This is a genomic window from Tenacibaculum aestuarii (genome assembly GCF_964510395.1).
Lineage (GTDB): Bacteria > Bacteroidota > Bacteroidia > Flavobacteriales > Flavobacteriaceae > Polaribacter > Polaribacter aestuarii.
Window position 1 is genome coordinate 539,645 of record NZ_CAZEFY010000003.1, and the last position, 12,470, is coordinate 552,114.

Sequence of the window (12,470 nt, forward strand, 5' to 3'; positions counted from 1 at the left end):
TACCTAGGTTTTAATTCTTTAACTTTTATTATTCTTAAAAAATAGAAATCTGTACCTTTATCTTTTAATTTTTTATAGATGAAGCTTTCTTTTAATTCCGTTTTTTCCCTTTTTTTAGTATTCAGTTTTCAACTTACTTCTTGTGCGCAACCTCAAAAATCAACAGAGAACAAACAAGAACCTATACAAAAAGAAGAACCAAAAACTATTAAAACTGGGGCTGACAGAACCACAGCCTATCTTCCTCTTTTAAAAAATAAAAATATTGCAATTGTTGCCAATCAAACCTCAGTTTTACAAGTATTACAACGAGCAGAAGTTGCTCCAAATATCATGGGCTCTAAAATGGTACAGCATCACTTAGTAGATTATTTACATAATTACGAAGGAATTAACGTACAAAAGGTTTTTGCTCCTGAGCATGGTTTTAGAGGAAAAGCTGATGCTGGTGAAGCAATCGCTGATGGAAAAGATATAAAAACAGGAATTCCAATCATCTCCTTGTACGGAAAAAACAAGAAACCTTCACCAGAACAATTAAACGAAATTGATGTTGTTGTTTTTGATATTCAAGATGTAGGCGCGCGTTTTTATACCTATATTTCTACGTTACATTATGTAATGGAAGCTTGTGCCGAGGCAAATATTCCTGTGATTTTATTGGATAGACCAAATCCGAACGGACATTATATTGACGGACCTATGTTAGAACCTGAACACACAAGTTTTGTGGGGATGCATCCTATACCTGTTGTTTATGGAATGACGATTGGTGAATACGGACGAATGATTAACGGCGAAAAATGGTTGGCTAATGAGGCTAAATGTGATTTAACAGTGATTACTTTAGAAAATTATACACACCAATCAACCTATAGTTTACCGATAAAACCATCGCCTAATTTACCGAATGATGTTTCGATTAACCTATACCCTAGTTTGTGCTTTTTTGAAGGAACAAACGTTTCTGCTGGTAGAGGAACTGACAAACAATTTCAAATTTATGGTTCGCCATATTTAGAAAAAACTGGTTTTAGTTTTACTCCGCAACCAAACGAAGGAGCAAAACACCCAAAATATAAAGGAGAATTATGTTTTGGAGAAGATTTAAGCACTCACAACCGTTTAACTAACTTAGATCTTAGTTGGCTTAAAAAAGCATACGAACAGTCTCCTAAAAAAGATTTTTTCAATGCTTTTTTCACCAAACTAGCAGGAACCAAAAAACTACAAGAACAAATTGAACAAGGGCTTTCTGAAAAAGAAATTAAAGCAAGTTGGCAACAAGGTTTAAATGACTTTAAAAAAGTTCGTGAAGAGTATTTGTTGTATGAGTAGTTTTAAAGATTAATTCAACTGACCAACTTTATGAGAAAAACAACTAATTTAAAGATATATATATTAATTTTCTTTATCACAGCCTTACCTTGGTTTACTTATTTATATTTTTTTTATGATTTTAAAGTCTTAGTAAACAATAATACTTGGAGTCAATTTGGTAGTTTTATAGGCGGTGTTTCTGCTGCTTTAACACTTCCTCTAACTTTGACTTTCGTTTATAAAACTTACATTAGTCAAAAAGAAATAGAAAAATCTACTTTAGATTCTTTTGAATTGAATAAATTTAATAGTTATTTCTTTGAATTACTTAAAACCTTTAACCAATATCGTTTTGAACAAATGAAATTTTGGAAGAAAGAGGGAGAAGGAGAAAAAGAGTGGATATATGGTTCTAGATTTTTTCTAGAAAGTAGAAGAAAATTCCAAAAACTTGAAGAAAATCATGAATTTCAATGTGCATATAATAAAACTATAGATTTTAACAATTTAAGTTTTGAATATTATTTCAGAAGCTTAAACACTTTACTTGAATGGATTGAGAATAGCAAAATCAATGACAATCAAAAGAAAAGGTATTTTGATTTAATAATTAATTCTTTAACTAACGATGAAAAGTTTTTTATTAAAAATATAAATTATTTAAAAGATGATTGGAATTTAAATCTATTAAAAAACATATCTAAAAATTTAACTTTAAACTTTGATTATACAAATAACCAAGAATAATTCAGTTATTAAAACATATTTTACATACTTATCTTTCTATAGATACAATAATTACCTAACCTTCCTCTTCAATTTAATCATCAGAAAAATCTTAAATCTACAATCACTTATCCTCACACATCGATTGCCTATAGTTAATTCCCCAGTTTGCAAGATTGTCAATTAAAGGAGCTAGTGTTTTACCATATTCAGTAATCGTATATTCAACCGTGATTGGTTTCGTATTTTTAACCGTTCTGTTAACCAAACGATTCATTTCTAAATCTTGTAATTCTTTTGAAAGCATTTTAGACCCTATTCCGTTAATTTCTCGCAATAAATCCATAAACCCTAGTTTATTACCTTCTATCAAAGTTCCTAAAATATGAAACTTCCATTTTCCTGATAATATACTCATGGCATCGCTAATTGCTTGCATTCTTACCTTACAAACAGGTGTATTGTTAACTACTGATTTTTTCACTTATCTAAACTCTAATTCTATTCATTAAACGCTAGGGTAGTTTCCTAGAGGAAAGTACTTTCTAAAAGGAAATCCATAGCAAATATACAGTTAATCTACAATAGATTTGTCTCATCAAAAGGCTACCGAAATTAAAAAGTAGAAAACAAAAAGAGTATGATTAAAAATCTTAATGTATTAATATTATTTATTGCCTTATTGAATCTTTCAGCTTGTAAAGGTCAATCAAAAACTAAGAAAATGAACGAACAAACCTCGAATGTAAATCCGCTTTTATGCGATCCGAAAACAGGAGTATGCGAAGTAACTACTGATGAAACTAAAGCTCCTGCTGTTAAAAAAGAACAACCTAACAAAAATAAACTTAAGGTAGTTTACTTTACCGATCCTATTTGTTCTTCTTGCTGGGGTATTGAACCTCAACTACGTAAATTAAAGTTAGAATACGGAGAAGATATTGAAATTGAGTACAGAATGGGTGGTTTATTACCTGACTGGAGCTATAATAGTGGTGGAATAAGTAAACCTTCGGATGTTGCGCATCATTGGGACGAGGTTAGCGCTTACTACGATATGCCAATAGATGGAGATGTGTGGCTAGAAGACCCTTTAGATTCATCTTTCCCTCCTTCAATTGCATTTAAAGCAGCTCAGTTACAAGACCAAGATAAAGCCTTATTATTTTTAAGAGAACTACGAGAAATGGTGTTCTTAAAAAAGAAAAACATTGCTAAATGGGAACACATGGTAACTGCAGCTAAAAACGTAGGTCTTGATGTCGATTTATTAAAAGCTGATTATGAAGGAAAAGCTAAAGTATTATTTGAAGAAGATTTAAAATTAGCTAGAGCTTATAGAGTACGAGGGTTTCCTACAATGTATTTTGAAGACAATTCTGGCAAACAAGAAATCGTATACGGATCTAAAGCCTATGCTTTTTACGAAATGGCTATTTTAAAAATTCAACCTGAAATTTCTAAAAGTGAATATGCTAAGGATTGGGAAACATTATTTGCTAAATACAACTCACTAACGGCAAGAGAATTTTCAGAGTTATCTGGAACTCCAAGGAGTCAAAGTGAACAGTTATTAAACGATCTTGTGAAAAGAGAAAAGTTAGATAAAATTGCTACTAAAAATGGAGCTATGTGGACGATTAAAAAAATCTAACACATACCTCTAAGCATAGGCAATAGCACTCCCCCATATCCCCCTAGATGACAAACAATTACATTCTAAAACAACGTCATTAATTCCGCTATTGCTTATGCTAAAAAACAAAAGCGAAACTTTTTAGTTTTCATCTCACAAGGCTTTCTATAAGAAGCCTTGTTCTTTCATCCAGTTGTTAGAATAAATTTTATTCATATAACGAGAACCATGGTCTGGTAAAATTACTACCACTACACTATTTTCATCAAAAAAACCGTTATCTGCGTATTGCTGTGTAGCCTGTAAAGCTGCTCCTGAAGTATATCCAGCAAAAATTCCTTCTGCTTTAACTAATTCTCTAGCTTTTAAAGCTGCTTCTTTATCTGACACTTTTTCGTATACATCTACCACATCAAAATCTGTAGAAGTAGGAATTAAGTTTTTACCTAAACCTTCAATTTTATAAGGACTGATTTCATTGGCATCAAATTCACCAGTTTCGTGGTATTTTTTAATCACAGAACCCATAGCATCTACTCCTAAAATTTGAATATCAGGATTTTGTTCTTTTAAATAGCGTGCAGTTCCAGAAATTGTACCTCCCGTTCCACTTGCAGCTACAACGTGAGTTACTCTCCCTTCTGTTTGTTTCCAAATTTCTGGTCCGGTACTCTTGTAATGTGCTTCAATATTTAACTCATTAAAATACTGGTTGATATAAATAGACCCTGGATTTTCTCTATGCAATCGTTTTGCTACCTCATAATATGAGCGAGGATCATCAGGAGTTACATTTGCAGGACAAACATGAACTTCTGCTCCCATCGACTTTAGCATGTCTATTTTATCTTGAGAAGACTTATCGCTCACTGCTAAAATACAGCGATACCCTTTTACAATACTAATCATCGCTAAGGAAAAACCTGTATTTCCAGAAGTCGTTTCAACAATAATATCTCCTTCTTTAACGATTCCTTTTTCTTCAGCTGTTTCTATAATATGAAGTGCAATTCTATCTTTAGCAGAGTGTCCTGGATTAAAAGCTTCAACTTTTGCATAATACGTACCCGGTAAGTCTTGGGTAATTCGATGCAGTTGAATCATGGGGGTTTGACCTACTAAATCTATTATTGAATTGGTAATACCTTGATGTCTTTTCATTATGTTTTATAAATAAGAAAAAGTGTCATTACGAAAATTAGACACGAAAAATCTGTTGAGATTGTTCGTTGCTTTCGCAATGACACTTACACTCAATCGAGCGCAAAAATATAATTATTTTTTTAACTTACCTTCTAACATTAAAAAGAACGTATATTCTTCTGCAGTTTCTTTTAATGCATCGAATCTTCCTGATGCTCCTCCATGACCTGCTTCCATGTTTGTATGTAAGAATAATAAATTATTATCAGTTTTTAACTCACGTAGTTTAGCTACCCATTTTGCTGGCTCCCAGTATTGTACTTGACTATCATGCAAACCTGTAGTTACTAACATATTTGGATATGCCTTTGCTTCAACTTGATCGTATGGAGAATACGATTTGATATAATCGTAATATTCTTTATTGTTAGGATTCCCCCACTCATCATACTCACCTGTTGTTAATGGAATACTATCATCTAACATCGTAGAAATTACATCTACAAACGGTACTGCAGCAATTATTCCATTATATAACTCTGGATTCATGTTTATAACAGCTCCCATTAATAAACCTCCAGCAGAACCTCCCATAGCATATAAATGGTCTGGTGATGTATAACCGTTATCTATTAAATATTTAGAACAATCGATAAAATCAGTAAAGGTGTTTTTCTTGTTTAACATTTTTCCATCTTCATACCACTCACGCCCTAAATACTGGCTTCCTCTAATATGTGCTAATGCATATACAAATCCACGATCTAATAAACTTAAACGTGTTGTTGAGAATCCGTCATTAATTGTATATCCGTAAGAACCATATGCATATTGTAAAATAGGCGTGTTTTTATTAAGCTTCGTATCTTTATGGTGTACAATTGATAATGCTACTTTTTTACCATCACGAGCAGGTACCCAGATACGCTTGCTTACGTAGTTGTTCTTATCAAACTTTCCTCCTAAAACTTCTTGTTCTTTTTTAATTTCTTTTGATTTATCTTTCATATTGAAATCAATCACAGAACTTGGAGTTGTCATTGAATTATAAGAATAACGAATTACCTCTGTATCGAATTCAGGATTTCCATATACCCCTGCTGAATACGTTTCTTCATCAAAAGGTAAATAGTAATCTTCGCTTCCATCCCATCGTTTAATACGGATTTTATTCAACCCTTCATTTCTTTCCTCTAAAACTAAATAATCTTTAAAGATTGAAAAATCTTCAAATAAAGTATCATCTCTATGAGGAATTACATCTACCCAGTTTTCTTTTCCTGGTTTATCTACAGGAGTTTTCATTAACTTAAAGTTAGTCGCTCCATCTTTATTTGTTTTGATGTAAAAATGATCTCCGTAATGTGCTACATCATATTCTAAATCACGCTCACGAGGTTGAATAATACGTAACTCTCCATCAGGGTTATTAGCATCTAATACGTGGTACTCTGTAGAAACTGTACTATACGAACCTATTATGATATAATCCTTAGATTTTGACTTGGTAACAAAAGCTCCGAACGTATCATCTTTTTCCTCATACACTAATTCATCTAAAGATGCATCAGAGCCTAAAGTATGTTTGTAAATTTTTGAAGAACGTAATGTTACAGGATCTTTTTTAGCATAAAACAACGTTTTATTATCGTTTGCCCATACAGAACCTCCAGTCGTGTTTTCGATGATATCTTTATAAATATCTCCTGTTTCAAGGTTTTTTATTCTTATAAAATACTGACGACGGCTTACTGTATCTGTAGCAAAAGCTATCATTTTATTATCTGGAGATACATTCAATCCTCCTAACTGAAAATAATCATACCCTTTAGCTTCATCATTCACATTAAACATGATTTCTTCCTCAGCCTCTAAAGTTTCTTTTTTACGGCTATGAATTGGGTACTGTTGCCCTTTTTCATAACGAGTAATATAAAAATACCCATCTTTTTTATACGGAACAGACTCGTCGTCCTCTTTTATACGTCCCTTCATTTCTTGAAACAACTCTTCTTGAAACTTTTTCGTTTCTTCCGTCATTTCATCATAATAAGTATTCTCTGCGTTTAGGTAATCGTATACTTTTTGAGTTTGTTCATCTTTAACCTCAGCATTTTTTTGCTCATCGGTTAAACGCATCCAAAAATAATCATCAGTACGTACATCTCCATGTTTCTCTAACTTTGTCGGCTGTTTTTCAGCAACTGGAGCTTTGATATCTTTCTTCATTTCTTGCTTTTTACAAGACGCAAAAATAAGACTAAATGCCAAAGCTGATAGCATTAATTTTTTCATTTTTAAAGTTGGTTTATATTTCTTGTGAAAATACTATTTTTGTTGTTAAGTAAATCATAAAATAGAAGGATTATGTTCGGAGATATTTCTGGAATGATGGGTAAATTAAAAGAAGCTCAACAAAAAGTAGAAGAAACTAAAAAACGTTTAGATACCGTTTTAATTGATGAAAGTATTGCTGATGGAAATGTAAAAGTTACCGTAACTGCCAACAGAGAAGTAAAGGCTATTACTGTTGATGAATCTTTATTAGAAGATAAAGAAGAGCTAGAAGACTACTTAATTTTAGCTTTAAACAAAGCGTTAAAGCGTGCTGGTGAAATTAACGAACAAGAATTAGCAATTGCTGCAAAAAGCGGTATGCCAAACATTCCTGGAATGGATATGTTTAAATAATAGGCTATGTTTTTACAATTAGAAGATTATATGCTACCCTGCTTAAACAAACAATTCTTTGGAATGGATTGTTTAGGTTGTGGCATACAACGTGCGTTAAGCTTAGTTTTTCACGGGGAATTTATAGCAGCTTTTAAAATGTACCCTGCTATATATACCTTACTAGCATTAGCTTTTGTCGTTGCTATTAACTTCTTTTATAAAGTAAAATACGCCCAAAAAATAATCAGTATATTGGCTATCGTTAACATAGCTATTATTGTGATTAGCTATGTAATAAAAATGAATCAAATAATTTAAATTTTAGAAAAACTATGGAAAAACAATTCAACCCTACTGTTATTTACGTATTATCAATCATCAGTTTTTTATGTTGCTGTTTTGCTGGGTTAGGTATTGTATTAGCTTTACCAGCTTTTATTATGGCTAACGGTAAACTAAAAGAAGCTGAAGCTAACCCTGAGCAATATAATGCTGCTACAATAAAATCTATAAAAACAGCTAAAACGGTTGCTATGATTGCTTTAATATTAAATGCAATTTATTTATCAATGACTATTTACAGAGTTGCTACAACAGATTGGGATGTTCTTATGGAAGAATACAACAGACAGTTAGAGCAATATCAATAATAACTCACACAAAAAAAGCGACCAAATGGTCGCTTTTTTTATATCATTCCTTTCGCTTTAAACTCAAGGTATTTATTTATAACATTAACTGATAAATGCTGTGGCTTGGTTAAAATAGCGTGTACTGCATTTTTCTCTAATTCTTTTATCATCAAACGTTTTTCGTATGCGTATTTCTCAGCAATCGTTTTGTGATACACACTTTGTAAATCTTCTGCATTTTCTTTGATTAACGTGTCTAACTCTGTGTTTTCAAAGAAAACAGTCACTAATAGATGTTTTTTAGCAATAGCCTTCAAGTAAGGTAACTGACGTTTTAAAGCTGAAATATGTTCAAAATTCGTGTATAAAATCAGTAAGCTTCGCTGATTTATTTTCCTTTTAATATTTGCATACAATAATGCATAATTAGCATCTGAAAAGTCTGTAGTTATATTATATAACTCTTCATTAATGACAGATAAATTTGTTTTCTTACTACTCGCTGCTACTATTTTTTCTACATTTTTAGAAAACGTAAGCATTCCTGCTTTGTCATTTTTTAATAAAGTAATATTTGAAAACGCTAAGGTTGAGTTTATCGCGTAGTCTAATAATTTCAATCCTTCAAAAGGCATTTTCATAACACGCCCTAAATCAATCATCGAATAAATAGGTTGCGATTTTTCATCTTGGTATTGATTCACCATCAAATCCCCTCTCTTTGCAGTGGCTTTCCAATTTATCGTACGTATATCATCTCCTGGAATATAATTTTTTATCTGCTCAAACTCCATAGTATGTCCAATACGTCTGATTTTCTTCATTCCAAACTCAGTTAAGTTATTGTGCATTGCCAAAAACTCGTACTTTTTCATTTGCACGTAAGACGGATATACTTTTACACTTTCTTCTGCAGAAAATGTGTAACGTTTAGAAAACACTTGTAAAATAGAGGATACAAACACATTTACTCTTCCAAAGTTATACTCTCCTCTTTCAACAGGTCGAACAGTGTATGTATACGTTGATTTTTCTCCAGGCTTCAAAGACATTGCATGCTCAAAATCTCTTTTTTGAAATTGAGCTGGCAACTCGTCAATCAACGAAATAAAAACTTGAAATGGATAATTGTTTTCAAGTGTAATCGCTATTTCATTATCATCTGAATTTGATAGCTTTTCTGATACTATTCTTTTTGCTGAAAACCCGTTTTTAAATCGATATAAAATAATTAAATCGATACACATCGCTATAACAAACAACCATACTAACATCCATGCTGCAGAATACAGCATAGGAATCCAAAACGATACTAAAAACAATACCGAAACTACGCTGATGTAAACAAAAAAGCGGTTGTGTATGTATAACGATTTAAAGAATTGAATCACTACCTAGGAACTTCAACAGATTGTACAATCATTTCAATTACTTTGTCAGGAGTCATTCCTTCCATTTCACGTTCTGGAGTTAACATGATTCTATGACGTAATACTGGATAAATACTCTTCTTCACGTCTTCTGGTATCACAAAATCACGTCCGTTAATCGCTGCAAAAGCTTTAGAAGCCATCAATACCGCAATACTTGCTCTTGGCGAACCTCCTAAAAATAAATGTGCATTGTTACGTGTATTAGAAATTAACTGGGCAATGTATTTAATAATTTTTTCCTCTACCAATACTTCAAAAACCTTACTCCTATATTCTAACAATTCTGACTCGGTTAACACAGCTTCTACTTGAGTTTGAGGTAGCGCCCCTTTACGATCGTTATGAGCAGTAATTATTTGTATTTCTTCATCTAAACTTGGATACCCAACATTTATTTTGAATAAGAAACGGTCTAATTGCGCTTCTGGTAAAGCATAGGTTCCCTCCTGCTCTATTGGGTTTTGTGTAGCCAATACCATAAATGGCGGATTCATTGCATAGCGCTCACCATCCATCGTAATTTGTTTTTCTTCCATCACCTCAAACAATGCCGCTTGCGTTTTTGCAGGCGCTCTGTTGATTTCATCAATCAATACAATATTGGAGAAAATTGGCCCTTTTTTAAACTCAAAATCAGAAGTTTTCATGTTTAAAACCGAAGTTCCTAACACATCCGAAGGCATTAAGTCTGGTGTAAACTGAATTCGGCTAAAATCCGTTGCAATTGTTTTAGCTAATAATTTTGCAGTTACTGTTTTAGCTACACCAGGCACTCCTTCAATTAGCACATGACCGTCAGCTAATAAAGAAACTAATAACAGCTCCATAAACTCCTTTTGCCCAACAATTACTTTTCCTAACTGCTCTTTAATCTTAACAACAGCTTCTTTTAATTTTGACAAGTCAACTCTGCTTGTAAACAACTCATTTGTTGTTTCTACTGAATTATTTTCTGTATCCATATTAACTATTTTTATATGCTTTAAAATCTTCAATAGCTTTGTTTAAGGCTATCAAATCTTCTTCGGTTATGTTTGATTTTGATTGTATTTGTTTTATTTTCTGAAATAAATCTTTAATCTTTTCTTCAGAATTGCCACTTCTACTAGCTACATTTTTATAAAAACTCTCATCTATCTTTAGAGTTGATAGTCTGTATTTAACTCTTATATACTCTAAAAAATAATTGATTTTATGATCTGCTATATTTTTATGGTCTGACTTTTCATAATACATATTTGCTATAGTACGCGTAAAAGCCAACGTTTGATTTTTTAACGGTGTAATTACTGGAATTAATCGCTGATTACGCTTTCCTTTAAAAATAATGAAAAACAATACACCTATTAAAGAGATGTAATACGCCCATTTTAACGGTGGGGTTGATAAAATATAGTGCATCGGTGAAGTAATACTACTTTTTCCTGTTTTATAATAAGCATCCCACAAAACAGCATTTTCACCCCCATTTATAGTACTTGCATTAGCTCCTTTTTTTTGAGGAGTACTTATATAGGATAATACATTTGCTACATACTCGTAATTGTTGTTTAACAACATGTTGTAGTTGGTAAAAGCCTGTGGAAAAGTATGCAAATAGAAATTTCCTTTTCCGTGTTTTACTTTAATGTAATTTGGTTTTTTGCTGATGATAGAATCGTTTTCATTTCTGACTACTAACTCACCTAAAATAGTAGTATTTAAGGTATCTACTTCGGAAAAATAGAATTTAGAAAAGTCCCTATCAAAATGATATTCTGTTCCGCCAAAAATTGAGTTACTCATTTTTTGATACGCTTTTTCTTCAAAAGCTGATGTTGTTAAAATACTCGTTTCTGTTTGTAACGTATCAATATGTACTCCGTTTGTAGCTATAAAAACATTATTTCCTCTTTTTACAAACTTGAGCAGTTCAGAAAACTCATCTTCACCAAAATTCAATGCATTATCAACAAAAAAATAAGTTCCCTTATTCGTTGAATCTTTTAAAAATGTATACGGATTTTGATGAATGTCTTTTACTTTTTTCTTCGGAAATAAACTCGGCATTTCTTTATGCAACACATACGTACCATACGGAATCTTATGCTTAGCAGCATAACTTGGATACCAATTGATTTCTTTAGGCTTTACAGACTCGATATATATAATACCAAGCAGTATAAACACCAATAAACCAATGTATATTTTAAGTTTCTTATCCAAATTAGTAAATTTTAGCTAGGGTATTTTTAAACTTACTTTCTGCTTGCACGAATTTTTCTTTATCGATTGAAAACTCTCCGTACCATACATAATCATACAAATAGGTTAACTTTTTAAAATCACCGTGTAATTGTTGTTTAGATGCCAACTCCTTTATATAATCTTCATTTGTTTTTTCTTGTTGCCAAGAAATAAACTCTTTATCTGATAAGTTTTTCAGTAGTAATAAATAGTAATAACGCACTGCTAATTGATAGTTTCCTTCTGTAATAGCTTGTTCTATTAGCTTTGGTAAATCTTTCTCTTTTATCAACTCTTCTTCTTCCGAAAGATGTACGATAGGTTTTGCTCTTTTACCATCAATAATATTACTTGCATTTACTTTTAAAAAGAATTTAATAATGAAGAAAAGTACGAGTCCTGCAATTACGTAAGGTAAAATCTTTAAAACAACACGTAAAAATCCTACTGCTGGTGTAATATCATCAAAAATGTACGAAAGTATTTTAATAACTGTTCGCTTTATCCAATCCCATATTTTCTCTAGAATAGTAGGTTCTCTTTTTTCTACAACATATATAAACTCGTCTTTTTGCTTGTACTCTTCTATTTTTTGAGCATCAAACTTCTTTTGCTCGATAATAGCATCATCATACTGAATCACTTTTTTTTCTTCCTGAGAAAAAACAGCGATTGAGCAAA

Annotated in this window: 13 protein-coding genes; 6 read left to right on the forward strand and 7 right to left on the reverse strand. The window is 31.9% G+C overall.

Annotated elements, in window-relative coordinates; genetic code table 11:
- Positions 1-78 precede the first annotated feature (78 nt).
- Together ACKTSU_RS08620 and ACKTSU_RS08625 are read left to right on the forward strand one after the other, a co-directional pair.
- Positions 79-1,338, forward strand: coding sequence for an exo-beta-N-acetylmuramidase NamZ family protein (locus ACKTSU_RS08620; protein WP_408035978.1), 1,260 nt, complete (start codon positions 79-81; stop codon positions 1,336-1,338).
- A gap of 30 nt (positions 1,339-1,368) precedes the next feature.
- Positions 1,369-2,067, forward strand: a complete 699-nt coding sequence (locus ACKTSU_RS08625) for a putative phage abortive infection protein (RefSeq protein WP_408035979.1) — start codon at positions 1,369-1,371, stop codon at positions 2,065-2,067.
- 103 nt (positions 2,068-2,170) lie between these two features.
- Here ACKTSU_RS08625 and ACKTSU_RS08630 read toward each other — a convergent pair whose 3' ends face one another.
- Positions 2,171-2,530, reverse strand: coding sequence for a winged helix-turn-helix transcriptional regulator (locus ACKTSU_RS08630; protein ID WP_408035980.1), 360 nt, complete (start codon positions 2,528-2,530; stop codon positions 2,171-2,173).
- A 240-nt stretch (positions 2,531-2,770) separates the two neighbouring features.
- Between ACKTSU_RS08630 and ACKTSU_RS08635 the strand changes: the two genes are divergently transcribed.
- A complete protein-coding gene (locus ACKTSU_RS08635; RefSeq protein ID WP_408035981.1) occupies positions 2,771-3,700 on the forward strand; it encodes a DsbA family protein in 930 nt (309 codons plus the stop codon).
- A gap of 147 nt (positions 3,701-3,847) precedes the next feature.
- Here ACKTSU_RS08635 and ACKTSU_RS08640 read toward each other — a convergent pair whose 3' ends face one another.
- Both ACKTSU_RS08640 and ACKTSU_RS08645 read right to left on the reverse strand, forming a co-directional pair.
- Entirely contained in the window at positions 3,848-4,843 is a 996-nt protein-coding gene (locus ACKTSU_RS08640; RefSeq protein ID WP_408035982.1) for a PLP-dependent cysteine synthase family protein, read from the reverse strand.
- A gap of 114 nt (positions 4,844-4,957) precedes the next feature.
- Positions 4,958-7,120, reverse strand: coding sequence for a S9 family peptidase (locus ACKTSU_RS08645; RefSeq protein ID WP_408035983.1), 2,163 nt, complete (start codon positions 7,118-7,120; stop codon positions 4,958-4,960).
- A 72-nt stretch (positions 7,121-7,192) separates the two neighbouring features.
- Here ACKTSU_RS08645 and ACKTSU_RS08650 point away from each other — a divergent pair, with 72 nt between their 5' ends.
- From ACKTSU_RS08650 to ACKTSU_RS08660, 3 genes are read left to right on the forward strand one after another with little or no spacing between them, the layout of a single operon-like run.
- Positions 7,193-7,516 (forward strand): YbaB/EbfC family nucleoid-associated protein, encoded by a 324-nt coding sequence (locus ACKTSU_RS08650; RefSeq protein WP_408035984.1) that lies wholly within the window; start codon positions 7,193-7,195, stop codon positions 7,514-7,516.
- A 6-nt stretch (positions 7,517-7,522) separates the two neighbouring features.
- On the forward strand, positions 7,523-7,816 hold the full coding sequence (locus ACKTSU_RS08655) for a DUF2752 domain-containing protein (protein ID WP_028892546.1): 294 nt from the start codon (positions 7,523-7,525) through the stop codon (positions 7,814-7,816).
- A 14-nt stretch (positions 7,817-7,830) separates the two neighbouring features.
- A complete protein-coding gene (locus ACKTSU_RS08660; RefSeq protein WP_274634309.1) occupies positions 7,831-8,148 on the forward strand; it encodes a CCC motif membrane protein in 318 nt (105 codons plus the stop codon).
- Between the two features lie 38 nt (positions 8,149-8,186).
- Here the strand turns inward: ACKTSU_RS08660 and ACKTSU_RS08665 are convergent, their stop codons facing one another.
- The 4 genes from ACKTSU_RS08665 to ACKTSU_RS08680 are packed head-to-tail and all read right to left on the reverse strand — an operon-like array spanning position 8,187 to position 12,432.
- The gene (locus ACKTSU_RS08665; protein ID WP_408036901.1) at positions 8,187-9,518 is read right to left on the reverse strand and encodes a DUF58 domain-containing protein; all 1,332 of its coding nucleotides are present in this window, start codon (positions 9,516-9,518) and stop codon (positions 8,187-8,189) included.
- A gap of 2 nt (positions 9,519-9,520) precedes the next feature.
- Positions 9,521-10,525 carry an AAA family ATPase gene (locus ACKTSU_RS08670; RefSeq protein WP_408035985.1) on the reverse strand — a complete coding sequence of 335 codons (1,005 nt, stop codon included), beginning with the start codon at positions 10,523-10,525 and terminating at the stop codon, positions 9,521-9,523.
- Between the two features lies 1 nt (position 10,526).
- Positions 10,527-11,768, reverse strand: a complete 1,242-nt coding sequence (locus ACKTSU_RS08675; protein ID WP_408035986.1) for a DUF4350 domain-containing protein — start codon at positions 11,766-11,768, stop codon at positions 10,527-10,529.
- A gap of 1 nt (position 11,769) precedes the next feature.
- Positions 11,770-12,432: a DUF4129 domain-containing protein gene (locus ACKTSU_RS08680; RefSeq protein ID WP_408035987.1), complete on the reverse strand. Its 663-nt coding sequence runs from the start codon at positions 12,430-12,432 to the stop codon at positions 11,770-11,772.
- Positions 12,433-12,470: the final 38 nt, after the last annotated feature.